The organism is Parapedobacter sp. 2B3, assembly GCF_041925275.1.
GTDB lineage: Bacteria > Bacteroidota > Bacteroidia > Sphingobacteriales > Sphingobacteriaceae > Parapedobacter > Parapedobacter pyrenivorans_A.
Genome location: NZ_JBHEUZ010000013.1, coordinates 97,498 through 119,357, shown reverse-complemented (window position 1 = coordinate 119,357; position 21,860 = coordinate 97,498). Strand labels below are relative to the sequence as shown.

22 protein-coding genes are annotated in these 21,860 nt (G+C 51.0%); 8 read left to right on the top strand and 14 right to left on the bottom strand.

Annotated elements, in window-relative coordinates; genetic code table 11:
* Window positions 1–72 precede the first annotated feature (72 nt).
* Window positions 73–777 (top strand): polysaccharide deacetylase family protein, encoded by a 705-nt coding sequence (locus tag ACEVG1_RS15360; RefSeq protein ID WP_353124328.1) that lies wholly within the window; start codon window positions 73–75, stop codon window positions 775–777.
* Window positions 758–1,399: an outer membrane lipoprotein carrier protein LolA gene (locus ACEVG1_RS15355; protein WP_353124329.1), complete on the top strand. Its 642-nt coding sequence runs from the start codon at window positions 758–760 to the stop codon at window positions 1,397–1,399. Before ACEVG1_RS15360 ends, ACEVG1_RS15355 begins: the two co-directional genes overlap by 20 nt.
* A gap of 29 nt (window positions 1,400–1,428) precedes the next feature.
* On the opposite strand, the gene ACEVG1_RS15350 is transcribed toward ACEVG1_RS15355, so the two are convergent.
* A complete protein-coding gene (locus tag ACEVG1_RS15350) occupies window positions 1,429–2,484 on the bottom strand; it encodes a sugar phosphate isomerase/epimerase family protein (RefSeq protein WP_353124330.1) in 1,056 nt (351 codons plus the stop codon).
* A 56-nt stretch (window positions 2,485–2,540) separates the two neighbouring features.
* Window positions 2,541–3,710 (bottom strand): Gfo/Idh/MocA family protein, encoded by a 1,170-nt coding sequence (locus ACEVG1_RS15345; protein ID WP_374744607.1) that lies wholly within the window; start codon window positions 3,708–3,710, stop codon window positions 2,541–2,543.
* 316 nt (window positions 3,711–4,026) lie between these two features.
* On the opposite strand from ACEVG1_RS15345, the gene ACEVG1_RS15340 reads away from it, so the two are divergent.
* Entirely contained in the window at window positions 4,027–4,791 is a 765-nt protein-coding gene (locus ACEVG1_RS15340) for a hypothetical protein (protein WP_353124332.1), read from the top strand.
* The gene (locus ACEVG1_RS15335) at window positions 4,792–6,174 is read left to right on the top strand and encodes a peptidylprolyl isomerase (RefSeq protein WP_353124333.1); all 1,383 of its coding nucleotides are present in this window, start codon (window positions 4,792–4,794) and stop codon (window positions 6,172–6,174) included.
* Between the two features lie 43 nt (window positions 6,175–6,217).
* Here ACEVG1_RS15335 and ACEVG1_RS15330 read toward each other — a convergent pair whose 3' ends face one another.
* From ACEVG1_RS15330 to ACEVG1_RS15305, 6 genes are read right to left on the bottom strand one after another with little or no spacing between them, the layout of a single operon-like run.
* Window positions 6,218–7,081: a DUF4440 domain-containing protein gene (locus ACEVG1_RS15330; protein ID WP_353124334.1), complete on the bottom strand. Its 864-nt coding sequence runs from the start codon at window positions 7,079–7,081 to the stop codon at window positions 6,218–6,220.
* A 45-nt stretch (window positions 7,082–7,126) separates the two neighbouring features.
* Entirely contained in the window at window positions 7,127–8,590 is a 1,464-nt protein-coding gene (gene cysS / locus ACEVG1_RS15325; RefSeq protein WP_353124335.1) for a cysteine--tRNA ligase, read from the bottom strand.
* Between the two features lie 30 nt (window positions 8,591–8,620).
* Complete coding sequence (locus ACEVG1_RS15320) at window positions 8,621–8,767, bottom strand: hypothetical protein (RefSeq protein ID WP_353124336.1); 147 nt, start codon at window positions 8,765–8,767, stop codon at window positions 8,621–8,623.
* Window positions 8,768–8,779: 12 nt separating this feature from the next.
* The gene (locus tag ACEVG1_RS15315) at window positions 8,780–9,532 is read right to left on the bottom strand and encodes a Rossmann-like and DUF2520 domain-containing protein (RefSeq protein ID WP_353124337.1); all 753 of its coding nucleotides are present in this window, start codon (window positions 9,530–9,532) and stop codon (window positions 8,780–8,782) included.
* Entirely contained in the window at window positions 9,532–11,982 is a 2,451-nt protein-coding gene (gene ccsA, locus ACEVG1_RS15310) for a cytochrome c biogenesis protein CcsA (RefSeq protein WP_353124338.1), read from the bottom strand. Before ccsA ends, ACEVG1_RS15315 begins: the two co-directional genes overlap by 1 nt.
* Before the next feature lie 9 nt (window positions 11,983–11,991).
* Complete coding sequence (locus ACEVG1_RS15305; protein WP_353124339.1) at window positions 11,992–12,429, bottom strand: cytochrome c maturation protein CcmE; 438 nt, start codon at window positions 12,427–12,429, stop codon at window positions 11,992–11,994.
* Window positions 12,430–12,536: 107 nt separating this feature from the next.
* On the opposite strand from ACEVG1_RS15305, the gene ACEVG1_RS15300 reads away from it, so the two are divergent.
* Window positions 12,537–13,562 carry a lipid A-modifier LpxR family protein gene (locus ACEVG1_RS15300; protein WP_374744606.1) on the top strand — a complete coding sequence of 342 codons (1,026 nt, stop codon included), beginning with the start codon at window positions 12,537–12,539 and terminating at the stop codon, window positions 13,560–13,562.
* Here the strand turns inward: ACEVG1_RS15300 and arfB are convergent.
* Both arfB and ACEVG1_RS15290 read right to left on the bottom strand, forming a co-directional pair.
* A complete protein-coding gene (gene arfB / locus ACEVG1_RS15295) occupies window positions 13,559–13,978 on the bottom strand; it encodes an alternative ribosome rescue aminoacyl-tRNA hydrolase ArfB (RefSeq protein ID WP_353124341.1) in 420 nt (139 codons plus the stop codon). The genes ACEVG1_RS15300 and arfB overlap by 4 nt on opposite strands.
* Window positions 13,956–15,251: a dicarboxylate/amino acid:cation symporter gene (locus tag ACEVG1_RS15290; protein WP_353124342.1), complete on the bottom strand. Its 1,296-nt coding sequence runs from the start codon at window positions 15,249–15,251 to the stop codon at window positions 13,956–13,958. The genes arfB and ACEVG1_RS15290 overlap by 23 nt, the downstream gene beginning before the upstream one ends.
* 45 nt (window positions 15,252–15,296) lie before the next feature.
* On the opposite strand from ACEVG1_RS15290, the gene mnmD reads away from it, so the two are divergent.
* Window positions 15,297–15,965, top strand: coding sequence for a tRNA (5-methylaminomethyl-2-thiouridine)(34)-methyltransferase MnmD (mnmD, locus tag ACEVG1_RS15285; RefSeq protein WP_353124343.1), 669 nt, complete (start codon window positions 15,297–15,299; stop codon window positions 15,963–15,965).
* A 10-nt stretch (window positions 15,966–15,975) separates the two neighbouring features.
* Here mnmD and ACEVG1_RS15280 read toward each other — a convergent pair whose 3' ends face one another.
* Genes ACEVG1_RS15280 through ACEVG1_RS15270 form a run of 3 tightly spaced genes read right to left on the bottom strand, consistent with a single transcriptional unit; the run spans window position 15,976 to window position 19,070 of the window.
* Entirely contained in the window at window positions 15,976–16,473 is a 498-nt protein-coding gene (locus ACEVG1_RS15280; protein ID WP_353124344.1) for a peptidylprolyl isomerase, read from the bottom strand.
* Window positions 16,474–16,515: 42 nt separating this feature from the next.
* Window positions 16,516–18,522 (bottom strand): thioredoxin domain-containing protein, encoded by a 2,007-nt coding sequence (locus ACEVG1_RS15275; RefSeq protein WP_353124345.1) that lies wholly within the window; start codon window positions 18,520–18,522, stop codon window positions 16,516–16,518.
* Between the two features lie 47 nt (window positions 18,523–18,569).
* Entirely contained in the window at window positions 18,570–19,070 is a 501-nt protein-coding gene (locus tag ACEVG1_RS15270; RefSeq protein ID WP_353124346.1) for a phosphoglycerate mutase family protein, read from the bottom strand.
* Between the two features lie 212 nt (window positions 19,071–19,282).
* On the opposite strand from ACEVG1_RS15270, the gene ACEVG1_RS15265 reads away from it, so the two are divergent.
* Together ACEVG1_RS15265 and ACEVG1_RS15260 are read left to right on the top strand one after the other, a co-directional pair.
* Window positions 19,283–20,125 (top strand): glycosyltransferase family 2 protein, encoded by an 843-nt coding sequence (locus ACEVG1_RS15265; RefSeq protein ID WP_353124347.1) that lies wholly within the window; start codon window positions 19,283–19,285, stop codon window positions 20,123–20,125.
* Between the two features lie 27 nt (window positions 20,126–20,152).
* Window positions 20,153–20,839, top strand: a complete 687-nt coding sequence (locus tag ACEVG1_RS15260) for a phosphatase PAP2 family protein (protein WP_353124348.1) — start codon at window positions 20,153–20,155, stop codon at window positions 20,837–20,839.
* Between the two features lie 35 nt (window positions 20,840–20,874).
* Here the strand turns inward: ACEVG1_RS15260 and ACEVG1_RS15255 are convergent, their stop codons facing one another.
* Window positions 20,875–21,822, bottom strand: a complete 948-nt coding sequence (locus ACEVG1_RS15255) for a capsular polysaccharide synthesis protein (protein ID WP_374744605.1) — start codon at window positions 21,820–21,822, stop codon at window positions 20,875–20,877.
* Between the last annotated feature and the right edge of the window lie 38 nt (window positions 21,823–21,860).

Genomic DNA, 21,860 nt, shown 5'->3' with positions numbered 1-21,860 from the left:
CCGCCAGCCGATTATGGTATTTGTATCTCAAATCCAATTTGGTTAAGTTTGCAGCATGGGAAAGGTAGACTTATGATTGGCTGGTTGGTGATTACAGCGCTTGTCATTGGCCTTACCATCATCGCGTGGGGTGCCTTCCATATCCAAGCGAACTTCTTCCTAAAAGTAACCCATCAAGGCATTGCTACCGATCGCCAGGTTGCTCTCACGTTTGACGATGGCCCCCACCCGGTTTATACGCCGCAGGTACTTGAACTGTTAGACCGATACAACGTCAAGGCAACTTTTTTCTGTATCGGGAAAAATGTGAGAAAGCATCCCGATGTCGTGCAGCGAATCCATGACACCGGACACGCAGTGGGCAATCATTCCTATTCCCACGCACGGTCGATCGATTTTAATGGAAAAACCAACTGGCTCGAAGAACTGCAGCAAACCGATACCGCAATCGGGCAGGTTATCGGCCTACGGCCGATATTTTTCCGGCCACCATATGGCGTAACCACACCGCACCTTGCCCAGGCGATCCGCATGAGCGGCCATCGCGTCATCGGATGGCGTGTGCGCCCCTATGACACCTTGGAAAGCCGCTCGCCAGCTCAAATCGTCCGCATGATATTGGAAAAGGTAAAGCCGGGCGCCATCATTCTGCTGCACGATACGCACGGCCGGATTGTACCGATTTTGGAACAGTTGTTGCCCCAACTCCACCAACATGGTTATCATTTGGTCACCGTATCTCAATTAATCGATAAGCATGCATATACTGAAGTATAACATAGTTGCTATAGCCCTATTGCTATGCTGCACAGTGGGATTCGCGCAACGCAAGGCACTCAACACGGCGGAATCAACGGCGTTGAAGGCAGCGATAACGGCTGCGACCAAAAACCTGCAATCGCTGCAAAGTGATTTTACCCAGACCAAGGAGCTCAGCTACATGGACAATGCCATCCGCTCCACCGGGAAGCTCTACTTCAAGGCTCCGGGCAAAATACGGTGGGAATACGTGTCGCCTACCAACTATGCGGTCATTTTCGACGGCCAAACGATGCATGCCATACACGATGGCCGCATCAAAACAACGAACCTAACCGCCAACCGTCGGATGAAAGGGTTGAACGAGCTCTTGATAGGATCCGTACAAGGGGGTAATATGCTCGATGAAAGCCAGTTCGACATCACCTACTACCGCGAGAAAGCCGGGTGCGCAGCAATACTGACACCGAAGGACAAATCACTTGGGAAATACATCCAGCAAGTGGAGCTCATCTTCGACCCAACCAGCCTGTTGCTTACCCAAGTCACCCTCACCGATGCCACGGGAGACAGCACCCGCATCGATTTTGCCAATCAGCGGAAAAATGCCCAAGTGCCGGACACCCTATTCCAACCGTAACGAAATCGTCCAAGCCCCATTCCTGTAGATTATCCCAAGCCCAGCAGGCGCCGGTTACTCGCTTCGTCGGCTTCACCACCGGCAAAGTCATCAAAGGTTTTCTCCGTAACGCGGATGATGTTGTCTTGGATGAATACCGCGCCTTCGCGGGCCCCATCTTCGGGGTGCTTCAACGCACATTCCCATTCCATTACCGCCCACCCCTTGAAGTCATATGCTGTTAACTTGCTGAATATGGCTTTGAAGTCTACCTGTCCGTCGCCCAGCGAGCGGAACCTCCCGGCACGTTCCACCCAGCCAGAATAACCACCGTATACGCCCTGTTTGCCGGATGGATTAAACTCGGCATCCTTCACATGGAACGCCTTGATACGCTCGTGGTAATGGTCGATGTAAGCGAGGTAATCCAGGCATTGCAGCACGAAGTGCGAGGGATCATACAGCAGACAGGCCCTCGGGTGGTTATCTACCTTTTCGAGGAAGCGCTCATAGCTTACCCCGTCGTGCAGGTCTTCCCCGGGGTGGATTTCGTAGCATACATCCACACCCTGTTCATCAAAGGCATCCAATATCGGCCGCCAGCGCTTGGCCAGCTCGGTAAAACCCGTATCGACCAACCCCTGGGGGCGCTGTGGCCATGGATACACGGTTTGCCATAACAACGCTCCGCTGAAGGTGGCGTGCGCAGTGAGCCCAAGATTGGCCGACGCTTTGGCCGCGTACTTCAGTTGCTGCACGGCCCATTCGGTACGTGCCTTGGGATTATGGTGGTATTGTGCCGGCGCAAATCCGTCGAACTGATCGTCGTATGCGGGATGCACCGCTACCAGTTGCCCCTGCAGGTGGGTGGATAGCTCGGTGATCTCCAGACCGATTTCATTAACCAGCCCTTTGATTTCATCCGCATAGGTCTTGCTCTCCGCTGCCTTTTGCAGGTCGAAGTAATCGGTAGCCCACGTAGGTATCTGCACGCCTTTAAAACCCAAATCCTTCGCCCAGCGGCAAATGGATTCGAGCGAATTGAATGGTGGCTGATCGCCCAAAAACTGGGCAAGAAAAATACCGGGACCTTTAATCGTTTGCATAGTTACTCTGAGTTTAAAAAATTAATCGATTCATTATTATCGTAGACTGCACCGCCCTACACCGTAAAGGGTGTCCATTTTTCCGTGCTTTCGTTGCTGCGCAGCACATTGTCAAGAAAGGCCATTCCGCGCACACCGTCGGCCACGGAAGGGAAATCGCCCCCCTCAGCCACCCCACCGCTGCGTCGTTCACGCCATGCGTCGGCAAAGCTGCGGTACAGGTTGGCAAAGGCCTCGAGGTAACCCTCCGGATGCCCCACCGGTGTGCGGCAAAAGGCACGTGCCTCTGGCGAGATGGCTGCATTGCCCCCGGCACGGTATAGCTGGGCCGGCTCGTCCAGCCATTTCACCGTTAGCGTATTGGGTTCCTGCTGGTTCCATTCCAGTCCGCCGTTCTCGCCATAGATGCGCACTTTCAGTGCATTCTCCTCGCCAGCTGCCACCTGCGAAGCCATCAGCACGCCGCTGGCGCCATTATCGAACTGCAGGAGGATATTCCCGTCGTCTTCCAGTCTACGCCCTTCCACATAGGTATACAACGAGGCACATAACTGCGTGGTACGCAAGCCGGAAACAAACTCGGCAAGGTGCAGGGCATGCGTGCCGATATCGCCCATGCAGCCGCTCTTGCCCGACTTGCCGGGGTCGGTACGCCATGCTGCTTGCTTGTCGCCTGCCCGCTCTGAAGGCCAACTAAGCCATCCCTGCGGGTATTCCACATAGACCTTACGGAGTTTGCCGAGCACGCCATCGCGTACCAGCTTTCGAGCCTGCCGCACCATGGGATAACCTACATAGGTGTGGGTGAGTAAAAATAACAGCCCCGTCTCTTCAACCCGCTGCTGCAATTTTTTGGCTTCTTGCAGGTCAAGCGTCATCGGCTTATCCAGTACTACGTGGAATCCGTTTTCCAGTGCGAGCATAGCCGGTTCGAAATGAACATGGTTTGGTGTAACGATGCTGACGAAATCCATGCGCTCACCTTCAGGAAGTTCACGCTCCGCGGCTATCATCTCCTGGTAGCTTCCGTATACGCGGTTGGCAGGAAGGTACAGCGACTCGCCGCTCTCCCTCGATCGAGCCGGATCGGAACTGAATGCTCCGCACACCAGTTCGATCTGACCGTCCATCACAGCCGCGATACGATGGATTTCACCAATGAAGGCGCCTTTCCCACCGCCTACCATGCCCATCCTTAGTTTGCGATTGATTGGTTTATTGACCATTATTATATTGATTTTGTTATGAGTGACACATTGCTATCGTTGGCATTACCCTTCCTTACCGGGTACACAAAAATAGCATTAATGAAAAGAATCGTGCATATTGCTACAAAGATTTTGCAACCGTTGCTGAACAGCATCCGGGATGTGTTAAAAATGGTTAAATTCATTAGGTATTGGCCACGAATATGTATTTTAGCCACTTGTATAAGTAGGTTGTGCGCGTTGCATGGAAAAGCTAATGATCAGGGTGTGTATATGGATGGTTATGATCCTCACCGCATTACTTTCGGCCTGCGATCATGAAAAACCGACCCCTGTGGCACGATCATTTGATCAATTTCTTTATCCCGAAGACCTGAAGGGTGTGGTTCCTACCGGGGTAACCGGCAATGACAGCACGCAATTGGTGCGTGCCTACATCGAACAATGGCTACGCCAGCAAGCGCTGCTCTACCACGCGCAGCGCAATGTCAACATGAATACCGAGCACCTCAACAAACAGGTCGAAACGTATAAAAATGGCCTTATCGTATATGAGTATGAACAAGCACTGGTGAGCCAGAAACTGGATACCGTGGTCACTGACGATGAGGTACGGCAATACTACGATGGGCGACCGGAACTGTTCATACTCCAGCAGCCCATCCTCAAGCGCTCCTATATCCGCCTACGAACCGATGCACCCGAGCTCGAGCGGGTGAAGCGGATGCTCGTTTCTCCGGATTTTGAAGCACAGGATCTATTGACCAAATACTGCGCCATGTACGCATCGGAATACGCACTGCTTGATACCTCATGGCACTACGTTGACGACCTTGTAAAAGAAATCCCTATTTCAAAGATCGGCGAAGCGAATTACACGCAAACGGAGCGAATTTTTGAAATAATTGAAAATAATGAATTATATCTGATAATTTTGCACGATTCGAAATTGAGGGAAGCACGCTCGCCGCTGCCGTTGGTACGGGACCATATCCGCAATTTAATTTTGAACAAACGCAAGATCGATCTGATTGATCAAATGCAACGGAGCATCGTAGCAGATGCCCGCGAGAAGAACAATATTGAAATATACAACTAAATGAGTAGACATAACTGCATTTTCCTGGTTTTGGCATTAATAGGTACATCCCGTTGGGCCTCGGCCCAAGAAGCACAGGTCATCGACCGGGTGGCAGCAGTTGTGGGATCAAACATCATCCTGGAATCGGAGATCGAAATGCAATATGCCCAATACCTTGCCCAGGGCAACAAGGCTAGCACAGATTTCAAATGCTACATCCTACAGCAGCAGCTCACCCAGAAATTACTGGCCCAGCAAGCCGCTATCGACTCGATCGAAGTGAGCGAGGGCGAGGTGGATGACGACATCAATGCCCGCCTGCGCTACATGTCAGGCCAAGCTGGCGGGCAAGAGCGCCTCGAGCAGTTCCTCAACCGTTCGTTACTACAGTATAAGGAAGAGATGCGGCCGAGCGTATACGAACAGCTCAAAGCCAAAAAGATGCAGCAAAATATTGTATCGGGTATCGATGTGACCCCATTGGAGGTACGGCGATATTTTGAAACGCTCGATGCCGACAGCCTTCCCTATTTCAACACCGAAGTGGAGGTTGGCGAATTGGTGGTATTCCCCCAGCTTACGCGTGAGGAAAAGCAGCAGTTCCGCGACCGCGCTGAACAACTCCGTCAGCAGGTGGTAGATGGGTCGGATTTTGCGACGATAGCGCGGCTATATTCCCAAGACGGTGGCTCTGCCCCCTATGGTGGCGACCTGGGGTTCCATACGCGAGACATGATGGTAAAGGAATACACGGCCGTTTCGTTTCGGATGAAACCGGGGGAAGTATCGCCGGTATTCGAATCCGAACATGGCTTCCATTTCCTGGAAGTGTTGGAGCGTCGAGGCGAAGAAGTGCGTACCCGGCACATACTCATTCAAATCAAGCCCACGGCAGCGAGTTTGCAGCGGGCCAAAACACGCATCGACAGCATCTACGATAATGTGGTGAACAAGAAACTTGATTTCTACAGTGCGGCCACACTCCATTCCGATAATAAGGAAACCAAATATAATGGGGGTATGTTGCTTAATATGGAGAGCCAACAGAGCCGCACCACGCTGATTCCGGCCGACAAGCTGGATGCCTCGATTTTTACGGCCATCGATACGTTACAACCGGGTGCGTATTCGCGACCAGCACAGTTTACCGATCGCACCGGAAAAACCGGATACCGATTTACGTACCTTAAGTCCCGTACACCACCCCATCAAGCCAGCCTTGATATGGATTTTGCCAAAATAAAGGAAGCCGCACTCCAAGATAAGATTAACCGCAAGCTGAGCGAATGGTTTGAAACACGCCGCGAAGTAACGTTTATCGACATCAATGAAGCATACCACGATTGCGACGATTTGAAAATCTGGCTGAAAGATCGCGAAGCTTTAGTCGCAAGTCATTAGTCGTAAGTAAGTCATAAGTCTGACGGATAGAGACTAAAAAGACTTACGACTCAAACAACATCTCAATGATAACCCGCCATTGGAAATCGGGTTGTAGTTGCCATATCCGTACGTAATTACATTGCAATGTTTCTGATGCCGTAGCCACAAAGGCTTCGCCGTAAGAATAGGCAAGCTCACCACTGTACGACCGATTAGCTACCAGCGATTTCGCTTGTACGGCCAAATCCTGCTCTTTCACAAAATCGAGAATGGCCGCTTTGCCGATAATGGGAGTTTTCCATGGGAAATAGAGCCGCGCATCTTCTGCCAAAAACTCGCCGTAGGCAATCGCAGCGTCTGTTTTGAGCACAGTAGACAGCAATTGATCATTGCTCGTTACGATTTCTTTACGCTGCTGTATCCGCTCCTTCGTTTTAAATCGCGTGTAATCTTTATTGTCAGGCTCAACGTAGTGAAGATCGGGTTCCTCATTACCACCATGGTGTTCAATCTGGGCACGGAGGTCGATTTTCCAATTGCCCTTGCGGTCGCGCCGCCATACGGTCACGTATTCGCCATATCGTTTAATGGCGCCGATGCGTTGGAAAGAAAGGGTTCCTGCGGTTACACCGAACTCCATACTCTTGGCAATGGCTGCGAAGGTGGGCCTCCACGTCATCACGTCGGGAATATTCGGACGGCTATTCAGGTATTCGAGGGCATCAATGGGCTTGGGGGTAAAAAAAGTCGAATTGCGGTCCACTACGGAGCTCCATGCCGCATACGGCCCCTTCGTTTCGGAAAGCCTCGCCGCGGTACGGTCTGCCATCAATAAACTTCCAACCTTACCCAGTACCTGCGCATTCACCGAATGGGAGCCAACAAGCAACAAAACAATAAAACCAATCCTACTAATAACGGTCATTCCCCAGGGGTTTGATAAATAAACTTTAAAAAGCAACTCAACCAATCAAATCTTATTCCAAAGCGTACCCTCTTTGCTATCTTTGAGTTGAATGCCTACCGTATTGAGGCCTTCGCGTATCCGGTCTGATGTGGCGTAGTCTTTATGTTGTTTTGCCTCGTTCCGGAGACCGATAACGACTTCCATCAGTTTCTCGAAATCATCAGAACCCGTATTGTCATCAACCAAGCCCAACACATTGTGTACAAAATCCTGCATCAACGCAGTCAATGCCGCTAGGCTGGGCTCATCCATGGCGAGTTTACCGTCGTATACGCTATTGACCATGCGCACAGCCTCAAACAATTCGGCTATCAATACCGGGCTATTGAAGTCGTCATCCATCGCTGCATAACAGCGTTGCTTCAAATCATCGATGCCCACATGGGTCTTTTTAGTAGCCGGTTTCAGTTTAGGTAGCAACGCCATGGCATTCATCAACCTTTTATAGCCTTTATCTGCCGCTTCCAACGCCTCATTGGAAAAGTCGAGCGTACTCCGGTAATGGGCCTGCAACATAAAAAACCGCACGGCCATGGGTGAGTAGCCACGTTCCAGTAACGGATGGCTGCCGCTGAAAAGCTCTTGGGGCAGGAACCCATTGCCTGCCGACTTAGACATCCGTGTGCCGTTTACTGTCAGCATATTGGTATGCATCCAGTAGGTTGCCGGTTGGGTATGGTGGCAGGCCTGCGATTGGGCGATTTCGTTGGTGTGGTGCGTTGCGGCGAGGTCCATCCCGCCACCATGAATATCGAACTGATCGCCCAGGTATTTACTGCTCATGGCAGAACATTCGATATGCCATCCGGGGAAACCGATACCCCAAGGCGAAGGCCAGCGCATGATGTGTTCAGGCTTCGCTTTGATCCAGAGGGCAAAATCAAGGCGGCCACGCTTCTCATCCTGCCCGTTGAGCGGGCGGGTGTTGTTTAGCATGTCGTCCAATTTGCGATTGGTAAGGATGGTGTAATCGTATGTTTTCACATACTTTTCGACATCGAAGTAGACGGTACCATTCACTTCGTAGGCATAGCCCTGGTCGATGATTCCCTTAACCATCTCAATCTGCTCGGAAATATGGCCCGTAGCCGTAGGTTCGATACTGGGGGGCAGCGTATTGAACAACCGCAAAACCTCATGGAAGCCCAAGGTGTACTTCTGTACAATTTCCATGGGTTCCAATTGTTCCAGTTTCGCCTTCTTGGCGAACTTGTCGTCGCCTTCGTCGTTGTCTCCCTCCAGGTGGCCCGCATCGGTGATGTTACGCACATAGCGCACCTTATATCCAAGGTGCTGGAGGTAACGGAATATGAGGTCGAACGATACAAACGTACGGCAATTGCCCAAGTGTACATCGCTGTATACAGTGGGGCCGCAGACATACATTCCTACAAAAGGTGGATTCAGTGGCTCGAATTTTTCCTTAGCCCTTGTTAGCGTGTTATACAGCACCAGTTGGTTGTCCATGGGCGCGAAAATACGAATTAAGTAGCTTCCCTACAATTTTCCGGAAACGAACGGCATTTTGACAATGGTATCTTTAAATTCCCTGATACGGATACTTCCGTTGAAGGTACCGTTGAAATAATTTTCGACTTCCAAAAGGATGTTTTCGATCAGTTCATCGAATTTCCACAACTCCATCAACGGTCAAACTTATCCAATCCGCTTGCTGATGAGCCGGTAAAGTTGCGCCAGTGCAGGGTTAACTTTCAACAGCGCCAAATGTTTTTCCATGGTATGCACATCATTCCGCACGGCGGGGCCGGTCTGCACTTCTTTGGGTGGATGCTCCATCGCCTTTTGGGCCGTTTCGAGGATAAGCGGCCGGATGACGTCGAAATCGAGGCCGTGCTCACTAAGGATATCCGCGGCAATGGCGTAAAGGTGGTTGGTGAAATTGCAGGCGAATACGGCCGCGACATGCATTGAAAGGCGCTGTTGGGAATCGCAGCGAAAAACACGATCCGATAAGCTACCCGCCAATGCTTCTAACCGTACCAAAGCAGCTTCGTCCGAAGCTTCCACCGCAATGGGGATCGTAGAAAAGTCTACGGCCTTCGCTTTCGAAAATGTCTGCAAGGGATATAACACGCCATAGTCCTTAGTGGCGGCCAACACGGCCATATCTACGCTCCCGGCTGTGTGTATCACCATACCCTTCAATGCAACGGGCAACTGTGCCACCACGGTGGCAAGGGCGTCGTCTTTCACAGCGACGATGTATACATGAGCTTGCGTACGGATGTCTGCAAGGTCATTGGTTGCCTCAGCCCCCAAGCTGGCCGCTAGGGTCTGCGCGTGCACCCGCGTTCGACTGTAGACTTGCTTGATTGGGTGACCTGCCCGCGCCAGCGCATGGCCCAGGTGGGTCGCCACGTTGCCGCTACCGAGCAGTACGATATCCATCAGGCTTTCTGTGGTTTGATTTCTTTGTTGCGGCGGATGATAGACAGCAGGAAACCGATCGTCATCACGATGGCACCGCACCAGAAGAAATTGATATACGGGAATTTGATGGCTTTGAATACCACCCACCGCTTCTCGGGCACGGGCTTCTGGTACACCATCAGCTCCAGCTTGTCTTTCTGCGGCATGATGTTGCTGAAGCGAAGCCGGAGGCCCTGCTCTTCCACATCCTTGAACAGATCGAACGTATTGCCATCCCGGATAAGGAATACCGGCTCGGCATCATAGGTCTCGCCGCCTACGGAATGTACTTTGACCTTCAGTCCGACGATGACATCGTCTTCCTTACGCGGAATGTTCTGCACCGACGCATTGCGGTTGATGCCTTCAACCACGATGTACCCGTTGCGGTACCGCAGGGTGTCGCCGATATTGGTTTCATACACGGCCGGCTCTTCAAAATTTTCAAAGCCGGTCGGGGTACCATCGCCCTGTGCCTGTGTATGCGAATCAGACATGGCGGCGGTAATGAGTGTATAGACATCGTGGGTAAGGTAGTGGCGTGTATCCGGTGTGCCGATCAGCCCCCCCATATCCGGGTTATTCTGTGCAAACGGCCGTAGCTGGAAACTCTCGGTTATCCGGCCTGACTCTTCGTCGACTTTTTCGTAGTTAATCTTGTAATACACGTTGGGCGGCGCCACGCTGTCGCCTACGTAGGTAATGCGGTAGTCGCCCATCTGCACAGGTTCGCCCTCGGTAAGGAATAAGTTGTCGCCGGGATTTTCCACCTGGTCAAAACCGGCTACAGCGATGTAATTGGCACTGTTTACGGAAATCACTTCGTTGGTAGCTGCCGCTACGAGCGCACCGATAAGCAACAACCCAAAACCGATGTGGGCGACAGCGGACCCAGTAAGCTTCCATTTGCCGCGGATGGCTTCGCCCAATATCTTCCCGTTGGCAACGATGGTGTAGGCTGCGGAAAATACGAGCAGGATATACATGAAATTGGTATATACACCCGTGACGTATACCACGATGGCCGTAACCAACGCCGCAGCCACCAACGACGCGATGGCTGCCGTGAAAAACTTACGCACGTCGGTCCGCTTGTATTTCATGAACTGCGTGAATGCAGAAAGCAAGCCCACCACCACGGCAAAGCCGGCCTGCCACTTATTGTAATGCTGCACCGGATCGATGGGGGGAGCCACGTCCGTACCGAAGACGGCATTGAATACGGGTACCGAAGTGGATGCAATGATCTGCACACAGGCTACCGTAAGCACCAGCGCACCGATGAACAACCAGAATTCGCGCGAATAGATATCTTCCTCCTTTTGATGCGACGGCATCTCGCGCTTGCGCGTTACGAGAAAATAAACCATCACCCCTAGGAAAATCAAGTTGAATGCCACCAGTTGCCAATACAGTCCTAGATCGGTAAATGAGTGCACCGATGTCTCGCCCAGCACGCCGCTCCGGGTAAGGAAGGACGCATAGATAACCAGCACGAAACTTACCATCGCCAGAAACGTAGCGGTGAAGTAAGAATGCCCCGAGTTCTTGTAGGCCACCATGACGTGTACCGCGGCGATGAGCGTAAACCAGGGGATAATGGAGGCATTCTCTACCGGATCCCAAGCCCAGAACCCTCCGAAATTGAGTGCCTCGTAGGCCCAGAACGAACCCATGATAATGCCCGCCCCCAAAGTCATCACGGCGAAGAGTGCCCACGGCAGACCCGGTGTGATCCATTCCTTGTAACGCCGCGTCCACAACCCGGCAGTTGCGTAAGCAAAGGGAACAATCATGGCGGCAAACCCCAGAAACAGCGTAGGTGGATGGATGACCATCCAGTAATTCTGCAGTAAGGCATTGAGGCCACGGCCATCTGCAATCATCCCCAGGTAATTGGGGTCGGTGAAAATCGGCGCCTCCATGGCATCCCGCAACAGGATGAAGGGCGAACTTCCCACGCGTTCACCGAAGATGGCGATACCAATAAGCATGGAACCCAGCACGGCCTGGCAAAGCATCACCACGGTCATCACGGGGCTTTCCCAGCTTTTGGCCTTAAACAATAACACAGTGCCCAATAATGCTTGCCAGAACATCCAGAGCCAGAAACTTCCTTCCTGCCCTTCCCAAAAACTCGAAATGATGTAATGGGTGGGCAGCGACATAGACGAGTGCGCCCAGGCATAATGATATTCAAATAAATGGTTGTAAATGATGTAGAAAAGGCAAGAGCCTATAGCCACCACCGATACGACATTGACCCAAAACGACGCCCGCGCAATCTGCAACCACGAACGGTCTTCTCGTTGCTTTGTGGCAAAATAGTACGCCACGCATGCCAGCAATGCGGAGCCAAAGGAAAGAATGACAAAGAACTGGCCGATTTTACCCGGCAACAGGCTCTCGCCTACATAAGTTATATCCATCTACGTACACTAACGATTACCGGTTGGCAGCACAACGGCGCCCATGGTGCTCGCTGTTGACGCCTCTATCACTTCTACCTCATCCTCGTTGTATTTGGATGGGCATTTCATCAAAATCTTACTTGCATGGAATTCATTGCCCACCATCTTGCCCGTCAATACAATCTGCTCGGAACGTTCAATATCCTGCGGCTTCGCGCCCCGGAAAACCACCCGGCACTCCGTGCTGTCATTGTCATACATATAGAACGAAAAGTGGTTGGCGTCCGTCTTCGGATCGTAATGCAAATCCTTCTCTTTGTTGAGCACACCTACCACATACAGTTCGGTTTGCTTCTCCTTGGCTTCGTTAAAGGTGGAGTACGTGCTCGAATCTGCATATATCACAATAATCATGGCAATGGCTATCGCGATAACGATGATACCTATTACTGAACTTTTCTTCATGTCGTTATCCTCCAATGGATTAATACCGGATTGCAAAATTACGAATTGGAAAATGAAGGCACGAATAATGCAAGCGATTGGGCTCTTTTAGAATCGTTCTAAACTGAATGTGTAGGGGAAAAATCCGTATGTTTGCCTTCGGGACGATTGATGACGCCACTAACTATACAATGACCAGCCACCTGTTTCGCATCGGTAAAATCTGCATGGTATCGGTATTGCTGATTGGCTTTACGCTATGCATGGCTCAACACCATCCCCGCGCCGAGTTCAACTTCCGCAACGATAACGACCTTTACCTGTTCAATAAACAAGACCAATATTATACCAATGGAATATTTTTCAGTATCCGCAAAACGGCAGATAGCACCAAGCTAGCAGCCGCCGAAGCCAACCGGATATGGGGCATTACGATCGGGCAGAAGATGTACAATGCCTATACGGCCAACATCCACTACATTGAGGAAGTGGATCGCCCCATCACCGCCTATCTGTTCCTTGCTGCCAGTTTCGATCGCTACTTTGAGAGCGAGCAGTTCGTATCGGTCACCGCGGAGATCGGCACGATTGGCCAGCGGGCCCTCGGGGAACAATTCCAGGAAAGTATCCACAAGGCTTTTCGGCTTTACGACATTGCGGGTTGGCAATACCAGTTGAAAGACGCGCTCGGCATAGATGCTGCTGCACGGTATGGTGGGTTGCTATATCGGAATCCGGCCAGTTGGTTTGACGTGTCCGGGCATGTTGAGGCAACATTGGGCTTCAATCATACAGGGTTTTCGGTCGCTCCCAGTTTCCGGTTCGGCCGCATCAACCCGTTGCACCAATCTGTATATACGTCCAGCCGATTGCAGGCACGCAACAGCCCGATGGCTAGGGAGCTTTTCCTATATTACCGCCCGCGTCTGCATTTCGTGGGTTACGATGCGACCCTCCAAGGGGGCATGTTCCTGCGCGACAAGGGGCCGGTAACACATACTCCTGCCCGGTGGGTATGGTATAACCAGGTTGGTGTGATGTATGCCAAGCAGGCACTCTCGTTGCATCTTCAATACATTTTCTACACCAAGGAGGTTCCGGGAATGTTTTTCCGCCATCGGTATGGCTCCGTAGGGATGGGGTATCGGTTTTAGAACCAGTCCTTCCGCCGATTGATCTTTCGTAGCGCCTGCTGTCGCTTGGCATCAAGGCGCTTCTGCACAGCGGCTTTGGAGGGCTTGGTGGCCCTGCGTGGCTTTTCTATTTTCAGGGCTTTTGAAAGCAATTCAGCCAGCTTCAGGAGGGCAAGTTCCTTATTCCGCAACTGGCTCCGGGTTTTCTGGCTACTGATCTGCAGGAAGCCGTCGGCCTGCATCCGGTTGGATACGTGCTTCCATATACGTACTTTCTCTTCCTCGGAAAAAACCGTAGCTGCCGCGATGTCGAATAACAACGTCACCTTCGTTTCTACCTTGTTGACATGCTGCCCACCGGCACCGCCGCTACGCGATGTTTGGAATTGCACAAAGGGTAAAAGTAAATCCGTGTCAATCCGCTCGATCCGTGTCATCTGCGTCCAATCTACCGTCTGCGTTCTCCCTAACAGCTAAAACGGCCGTGCCCTTCGCCCCTACAAACCGCCCCACCAGCATGGCCGCCACGTTATCCCCGGTAGCGTTGAGCAATGTCGCCATCGGGTCAACCAACGTGCCGATGATCATCACCGCCGGAATCGCCTCGGCAGGAAGCCCGTACACCGAAATCATCAGCATTTCGCCGATATAGCCGCCATTGGGAATACCGCCCGCCACAATGCTGACCAGTACCGTGATGCCGATAGCGGTAAGCAGGGTCATGGGGTCAAAGAAGTTCCAACCAATCAGTACGAACGCCACATAGATCTTTACGATGCTCGACATCGACGATCCATCTTTATGCAACGTTGCGCCCAGCGGGATGACCACGTTGGCCACAGCGGGTGGCACACCCATTTTAGACGCTACCGATAGGTTCACGGGCATGGTAGCGATGCTACTGCAGGTTCCCACGGCAGTAGCCGAAGGCAGGATGTTGTTTTTCCAGAACCGGTTGATACCGGGCCTGCCGCCTGCCATATATGCATAGATGCTAAAGAAAACAATGAAATAGCAGGCACCCAACACATAATAAAGGCCCAACGGCTTCGCATAGAACCCGAAGAGTTCCGGACCGATCGTGCCAACCTGGTATGCGAAATAAGCGCCCAAACCGATGGGCGCGATTTTCATGATCAATATAAGCAGGTGCTTCATCACCTCATTGCCCGAAGTGAGGAACGTACGGAACGATTGGCCTGCCTCTCCGGCCCGCATGGTGGCAATACCCACGAGAAAGGAAAAAATCACGAAGGCCAGCATGTTCTCCCGCGAGAGCAGCTTGTAGAACTCATTCACCGTAACGAACCGTACCAGTTTATCGCCCCACGTATCGTCGGGATTGCCCTGAAGGAGCTCGCTGCTGGCTTCCTGTACAGCTTGGGGAGCTTCCACAGGGAAAAACCACAGCGCGATGATGGTGCATATCGCCGCGATGACGATCGTACCGAGGAACACCCCGGCCATCACCGAGATGATGCGACCCAATTTCTGCGATCCATCGATATTGGCAACCGCAGAAGCGATAGCGAAAAACAATAAGGGGATGACCGCAGCAAATAGCAGATTGAGGAAAATATCGCCTAGCGGCTTGAGCCAAACAACCGTGCCCGGGAAAAAACCACCCACGATGCTTCCCACCATAATACCGAGCAATAGCAGCAAAATGCTGCCGTAATTTTTCAGGAAATTGGATAGCCGCCCTTCCATATTTTATGCCACTAAAGTAATGGATTTATTTTAAGTTTGCACGACATGGTCGAATTTGTTGTCACGGCAGACGGTTCCAAAACGTTGTATCATCCCGCCATCGGCGAACATTATCATTCGCGTCACGGCGCGGTACAGGAAAGCAGGCATGTGTTCCTCAGCATGGGCCTCGGCCATTTCATGGAGCAGCACCAGCCGCTGGCAGTCAGCGTATTGGAAATCGGATTTGGCACCGGACTCAATTTTCTCTTCACGGCCGATAGCTGCTACGCGAAGGGCATTTCGCTGGACTATACCGGCGTTGAAGCGTATCCACTACCGCTCCCCACCCTATCACAAACTGGATACGATGATTACGTCAGTCGGGAGGTATGGACAGCTTTCCTCGCCCGGTATACGGACAGTTTAGCAGCACCGCAGGTTATCCTCGATGGATGTTCGCTTGAAATTGCGCACTGCGCGGCGATGGAATTTACCACTGAAAAAAGGTTCGATGTGCTGTATTTCGATGCTTTCGCGGCTGTGCACCAGCCGGAAATGTGGACGGAAGAAACGTTGCGACACGTCTGCACGTTGCTAAAGCCCGGCGGGGTATTCGTTACCTACGCCATTACCGGCCACCTCAAACGCACGCTGAGGTCTTTTGGGTTTATCATAGAAAAAGTGCCCGGAGCACCCGGCAAACGGGAGATGCTCCGGGCAACGAAACAATAAATCGTACTGACTAATGCCCGTGCGTACCGTCGGGACCATGCGAATGGCCATGAGACAGTTCATCTTCGGTAGCTTCGCGAACGGACAATACTTCGATGGCGAAGTGCAGGTTTTGGCCCGCCATGGGGTGGTTAAGGTCTACCACCACGGTCTCCGGACTCACCTCGGTCACTTTACCACGGAACTGGTTACCCTGATTATCCTGTAGTGGCAAAATCTCGCCTACAGCGGGAAGACCGCTTTCCTTGAACATATCGGCAGGAAGTGGCGCAATGGCCTGTTCATTGACGTCACCGTAAGCGTCTTCGGCAGCCAGTTCAAAATCTTTGGTATCCCCAGCTCCCAAACCAGCGATATTTTCCTCAAATTTCGGCAACATCATACCCGCGCCAAACAGGAAGTCCAGCGGATTGTCTTTGCCGGCTTCTTCAACAAAGGTTTTCTCACCATTTTCAACGGTGTGGAGTTTGTACGTCAGCGTTACCACGCTGTTGGGTGCTATAGTCATTTTGTTTTAAATTAGGGTCGCGCACCACGCGTGACCGGTTTATCAACTTGTAATTAATTGCAATAATTCATCGGCCTGCTCCACGGGCAGACTGCATGTTTTGTTTCGGCACACGTAAGCCCTTGTCACGTCGCTTATTCGTCCTGCCAACAAGGGGAGCCCCCCTTTTGTTCCGCCTAATATCATTTTATTGGGTACGTAATGTCGATCCAGTTCGCGGCGGAACCCCAGCCATTCGGGGCCAGTAAGGACGATTTCGAGGCTTCCGCCGACTTCTTCCAGCAACTGCGCTGCCCAATTGGCATAAGCCGACCCGTATGCGCCGATATGCGGCACCACATTGGCCAGCTGCTGGTTTGCTATATTCGTGTACCGCGGTTCGTCGAACGCCAATCCGAGCCAACGAAGCTGCCGGGCGATGGTCGAAGTGGAAGAAGAGATCACGTTGTCCATGGTTTCCGTCTTCCGGGCAATGAGCGGTTCTGCATGCACCGATGTATAAAAAAAAGCCGAAGCACCATCGTCGTAAAAATGAGCCAGCACATACGCCATGAGCCGTTTCGCCTCGTGCAGCCACGCCTCATCGAAGGTGGCTTCATACAACGCAATATAGGCCTCGATGGTAAATGCATAATCATCGAGAAAACCGGCGATGCCCTTACCATTGGTCGGTGGTTGGCGCCACAAGCCGCCATCGTCGGCATATAACTGCCTCTTGATGAATGCTGCATTCGCCAATGCCACATCGAGATACTCGGGCATATCAAAAACACGATAGGCATCAACAAATCCCTTAAGCATCATCGCATTCCATGCGGTCAGCAATTTATCATCCAGTCCCGGACGTACCCGGTTACTACGGTAGTCGCGCAGTTTGCGTTTGGCCGCAACCAAAACGGCTTTCCATTCTCCCGCTGAAAACCCCGCATCTTGAGCCATCTTATCTGCGTCGATGTCGATTTTCAATACATTGGTGTGTTCTTCGCCCCAGTTACCGGCTTCGGTTACCCCGAAGTAATGAATAAACAACTCGGCATCTTCGCCCAGCACTTCTTCAATTTCACGCTGTTGAAAGGTGTAGAATTTCCCTTCCACGCCTTCACTATCCGCGTCCAGCGCGCAGTAGAAACCACCCTCTGCACTGGTCATCTCACGTTGCACCCACTGCAACGTTTCGCTGACAACACGTTTATACTGAGCTATCGGCCGGTGCTGCCAGGCTTCGGCGTAAAGGCTTACCAGCTGCGCATTGTCATACAGCATTTTCTCGAAATGCGGGATATGCCAGCGCTCATCTACGGCGTACCGCGCAAATCCTCCGCCAACGTGATCGTAAATACCACCAGAAGCGATTTTTCGGAGCGTGAAGTGAACATGATCTATCACGTCGGCATCGTCCATCAGTACGCCGTAACGCAGTAAAAACAGCCAGTTGTTGGGTAATGGGAATTTGGGTGCTCCGCGGTGCCCTCCCTCTTTCTTATCAAACCGATCTTTCCAGGGGGTAACAATACGAACTACATCTTCATTAGCATAGCCGTCAGGAACGGGCGCTAAAGGGAGTTGCTCACTCTGCTGGATACCAGCGGTTAGCCGCTCAGCATATTCGTTTGCCAATTGCGGGTTCTCGTTCCACATGGCAACCAGTTGCTTTAGAAATTGCTTCCAATCCGTCGGCGGAAAATAGGTACCCCCATAAATGGGCCGGCCATCGGGCAGGCAAACGCAGTTGAGCGGCCAGCCTCCCCGGCCGGTCATCAGCTGTACTGCGATCATGTAGATCTGATCGATATCGGGTCGCTCTTCCCGATCCACTTTGATGGAAATAAAGTGTTCATTCATCAACGTGGCGATAGCTTCATCTTCAAAGCTTTCGCGCTCCATCACATGGCACCAATGGCATGCAGAGTATCCAATACTGACAATGATAAGCTTATTCTCGGTTTTGGCTTTCTGCAGCGCTTCTTCGCCCCATGGGTACCACTCAACGGGATTAAACTGGTGCTGCCTCAGATAGGGCGAGGTCTCACTATGGAGTTTGTTCGGCATCTGGGGGTAAAGATACAATTTTTCTGTCGAACACGGGAACAAGGTGTTCAGACTTCTCCCCCGGGTTCCGCTAACCAAACGTTGGTGCCCATTCCTCCCGATATCGATGCCCAATCGTCTACATCATCGAAACGGAGATGGACAATGCTGCATGTGACGAGGTTGTAGATCGTTTCGTCGGCCAGGTAATTAACCAATAACGTGAGGCCGGGGTTATGTCCAAAAAAAGCTACGCTGTCTACGTGGTTGTCCAACTCGCCAATGATCTGCAACAGGGTATTCGGCAGGGCTTCATAAATCCGCGGTTCGAGCTTGATCTCGTTTACAGGGACATGCAGGTGCTCCGCAAATACCTGGGCGGTGGTAACGGCCCGTTTGGCCGGACTGCTGACCAGTTGTTGGGGTTTAATGGCATAATCAGCCAATTGCTTAGCCATTTCGGGGGCATTTTTGAACCCACGCGCATTGAGCGGCCGATCGAAATCGCTCACATCGAAACTCCAATCTGATTTTGCGTGCCTGATTATGAATAAATGCTTAGCCATCATACCCCCTCAATTTATTAATTACCCCTATGTATAGCAACCGCCGTACCGATTTGAAGAAAACACAAAAATATGAACAAAAATATCAAGGCTTTCACCGTTTCACAATAATATAATATTCCCTAAATATTGGGCAGATATTCGCCCCGTAATTTAGCAGTTGTAGAAATGAAAAGATAACCTGCATACCGACATTTAAATTACGTTGTTGAACAATGGGTAGAATAAAAAAAATATGTGCCCTGACCATGGCGCGTAACGACGACTTCTTCTTAAACCGCTGGATTGACTATTATGCCAAACACCTCGGGGAGGAACACCTGTATGTCTTCCTCGACGGGGAGGACCAACCCATCCCGAAAAACGCGGGAAAAGTGAATGTGAAGCATAAAAAGCGTATTGTGGAACATGTAGTCCGCGCAGAGAAACGTCGCTTAGGGTTCCTTTCGGAGGTAGCGGCCTACCTGCTCCAGTACTACGATTTGGTCATCGGAGTCGATGCCGATGAATTTCTGGCCGTAGACCCCCGGTGCGGAAAAACATTGGTCGAATACCTAAGCGAAATTAAGATTGCACCTTCCGTGTCGGGCCTAGGCCTGGATGTTGGACAGAAGCTGGGCGAAGAGGCTAAACTTGATGACACCCTCCCTTTTCTGGTGCAGCGGCAGTATGCGTTGGTATCGTCGCGGTACACCAAACCATCGGTCATATCACGCCCGGTAAGTTGGGGTTCGGGCTTCCACCGGGTTCTAGGGCATAATTTCAACATCGACCCCAACCTCTATTTATTACATTTTGGCTCCGTGGATTACGATATCATTCAGCAACGGTTCCTCGATAAAGACCGGATGGCAACGGGGCGCAAGCGGCACATCGAAAAAAGGGCAAAGACCATCGATTTTGTCACCAAAAAAAAGGCCCAACAGGGAGATACATGGCTCCCCCTGGCGCGTTCTGTCCAAACGTGGGTAAGGCCGCCATACGCGTGGAATAAACCAGCAATGGCAAACTGGAAATTGGTGGTAAAACTCCCCGAATCTTTCAGGAATATTGTGTAATCTTGATCCCTGATCAAAGAATGCCGAATGAAAGAATTTATAGAAAGCATACTCCCCTATGAGCGCGACCTGTTTTTTTTACTGAACGGCAGCGATTCTGTTTTTTGGGACCATGTAATGTGGATTGTAAGCAAAACCAGCGTATGGTTTGTGTTCTATGCGTTTGTGGCACTGTTTCTTTTTTACAAAACGTCGAAAAAAGAGGCAGCACTTGCGCTGTTTTTCTTCGTTTTGATGATTGTGTTGTGCGACCAGTTTTCATCCGGATTCATGAAGCCCTTTTTTGAGCGGCTTCGGCCTACCCATCATCCTGATTTCAAAGACCTCGTGGATACCGTGAATGGATATCGGGGTGGCGGATTTAGCTTCATTTCGGGGCACGCGACAAACAGTTTTGGCTTTGCGGTATTTTTGTCGTTGCTCTTCCGGAATCGCTGGGTAACACTTGTGGCACTTGTCTGGGCCATATTAATCAGCTATTCGCGAATTTATCTCGGTGTACATTTCATCTCAGATGTCGTAGGCGGCGTGTTGGCGGGCACACTCCTGGCAATGATTATGTATGCGCTGTTCGCCTTTCTTCAGAAGAAACTTTTTCATTTGAATCCATCTGAAAGAACACCAATCTATTCCTCCCAACACGGGAACATATTGGCGTTGGCATTTTTGGTTTATTTTATTGGTGTTGTGCTTTACGGTTTGCTTTTTCCGTGATAGCCTTTTTCCAATACAACGTTGACAAGGTCGTCCTATTGTTCGCTTTTCTTGTTAATGATCACATCGGCAAATGACCCGGTAGGCAGTCTTTTTCTTGAAAGGTAAAGCGATAGCTTGTGCAAGTTGCTTTTTTCGATGACTTTCTCATAAACCTGCCGGTCAAACTTGTCGAATGCGACCAATTGCAACTTGTGGCAAGCGGTGTGCCCGACAATTTCACAGTTCAGGTTTTTCCACTCCGCGTTCCGCATCATGCGGTTAAACAGCAGCTGAAAAAAGAAATAATGATTGATTGCTGCCTCTTTTTTCCAATAGGCGAGATGAATGGAAAGCAAATCGTCAATGATTTTGTGGCGAGGTCTCGCTACGATAAACGAATTAAGCAACTTCACCTGGCTGGTGGGGCTCCAATTGAAAAATAAGGGGTCGGTTTTATTAAAAAAAGAGGCATCGGGAGGCGGTGTTTCAGAGCGTTGAAGCGCAAAAAAATCCTGTCGGAGCCAGCTTTCCGCCAGCGGCTTCGTCAGGTAAATGGTCGAGTCAAGCCAAACACCGCCATAGGCCGAAAGCAGTTGCAACCGCACAAGATTCGCTATTTTGGGGAAATCAAATCCACCAGTTCCGAATTTTTCCCAAACGAAAGCAGGCAAGTCATCGATGTACTCAGGTAAGGTGTCTTTCGACAGGATAATCACCTCATATCCGTTGCGGTACTTTTTTACGGAATCAAAACACGTGCGTACTATTTGGGGGGTGTTTTCATCTACTCCCTGTTGCCAAAACTGCCAGATTATCTTTTTCCCAACCAGTTCTGGCTTTTTGGCAACGGTAACCACCTTTTCTATTCTCCCGTTTAGAAATTCCGCGATATACCCATCCAACTTTTCGGCCACTTCGGCCTGCAACGAGAGGTCCCTTTTTGCTTTTCCAGCCTTTTTTAGCTGCCTGTGTATACTACCGATTTTTTCAAAAACCCGCATTATTTTTCCTCCGCTTTAATTTTCTGCTTGTCGCAAAA

What these genes read in the sequence shown, in the direction of transcription:
- ACEVG1_RS15270 (WP_353124346.1), bottom strand. Translation starts at nt 19,070, where the DNA reads ATGATGGCTAAGCATTTATTCATAATCAGGCACGCAAAATCAGATTGG.
- ACEVG1_RS15360 (WP_353124328.1), top strand. Translation starts at nt 73, where the DNA reads ATGATTGGCTGGTTGGTGATTACAGCGCTTGTCATTGGCCTTACCATC.
- arfB (WP_353124341.1), bottom strand. Translation starts at nt 13,978, where the DNA reads ATGACACGGATCGAGCGGATTGACACGGATTTACTTTTACCCTTTGTG.
- ACEVG1_RS15335 (WP_353124333.1), top strand. Translation starts at nt 4,792, where the DNA reads ATGAGTAGACATAACTGCATTTTCCTGGTTTTGGCATTAATAGGTACA.
- ACEVG1_RS15260 (WP_353124348.1), top strand. Translation starts at nt 20,153, where the DNA reads ATGAAAGAATTTATAGAAAGCATACTCCCCTATGAGCGCGACCTGTTT.
- ACEVG1_RS15355 (WP_353124329.1), top strand. Translation starts at nt 758, where the DNA reads ATGCATATACTGAAGTATAACATAGTTGCTATAGCCCTATTGCTATGC.
- ACEVG1_RS15255 (WP_374744605.1), bottom strand. Translation starts at nt 21,822, where the DNA reads ATGCGGGTTTTTGAAAAAATCGGTAGTATACACAGGCAGCTAAAAAAG.
- ACEVG1_RS15265 (WP_353124347.1), top strand. Translation starts at nt 19,283, where the DNA reads ATGGGTAGAATAAAAAAAATATGTGCCCTGACCATGGCGCGTAACGAC.
- ACEVG1_RS15280 (WP_353124344.1), bottom strand. Translation starts at nt 16,473, where the DNA reads ATGACTATAGCACCCAACAGCGTGGTAACGCTGACGTACAAACTCCAC.
- ACEVG1_RS15350 (WP_353124330.1), bottom strand. Translation starts at nt 2,484, where the DNA reads ATGCAAACGATTAAAGGTCCCGGTATTTTTCTTGCCCAGTTTTTGGGC.
- ACEVG1_RS15290 (WP_353124342.1), bottom strand. Translation starts at nt 15,251, where the DNA reads ATGGAAGGGCGGCTATCCAATTTCCTGAAAAATTACGGCAGCATTTTG.
- ACEVG1_RS15275 (WP_353124345.1), bottom strand. Translation starts at nt 18,522, where the DNA reads ATGCCGAACAAACTCCATAGTGAGACCTCGCCCTATCTGAGGCAGCAC.
- ACEVG1_RS15305 (WP_353124339.1), bottom strand. Translation starts at nt 12,429, where the DNA reads ATGAAGAAAAGTTCAGTAATAGGTATCATCGTTATCGCGATAGCCATT.
- ACEVG1_RS15330 (WP_353124334.1), bottom strand. Translation starts at nt 7,081, where the DNA reads ATGACCGTTATTAGTAGGATTGGTTTTATTGTTTTGTTGCTTGTTGGC.
- ACEVG1_RS15300 (WP_374744606.1), top strand. Translation starts at nt 12,537, where the DNA reads ATGTGTAGGGGAAAAATCCGTATGTTTGCCTTCGGGACGATTGATGAC.
- mnmD (WP_353124343.1), top strand. Translation starts at nt 15,297, where the DNA reads ATGGTCGAATTTGTTGTCACGGCAGACGGTTCCAAAACGTTGTATCAT.
- ACEVG1_RS15345 (WP_374744607.1), bottom strand. Translation starts at nt 3,710, where the DNA reads ATGGTCAATAAACCAATCAATCGCAAACTAAGGATGGGCATGGTAGGC.
- ACEVG1_RS15315 (WP_353124337.1), bottom strand. Translation starts at nt 9,532, where the DNA reads ATGGATATCGTACTGCTCGGTAGCGGCAACGTGGCGACCCACCTGGGC.
- ccsA (WP_353124338.1), bottom strand. Translation starts at nt 11,982, where the DNA reads ATGGATATAACTTATGTAGGCGAGAGCCTGTTGCCGGGTAAAATCGGC.
- cysS (WP_353124335.1), bottom strand. Translation starts at nt 8,590, where the DNA reads ATGGACAACCAACTGGTGCTGTATAACACGCTAACAAGGGCTAAGGAA.
- ACEVG1_RS15320 (WP_353124336.1), bottom strand. Translation starts at nt 8,767, where the DNA reads ATGGAGTTGTGGAAATTCGATGAACTGATCGAAAACATCCTTTTGGAA.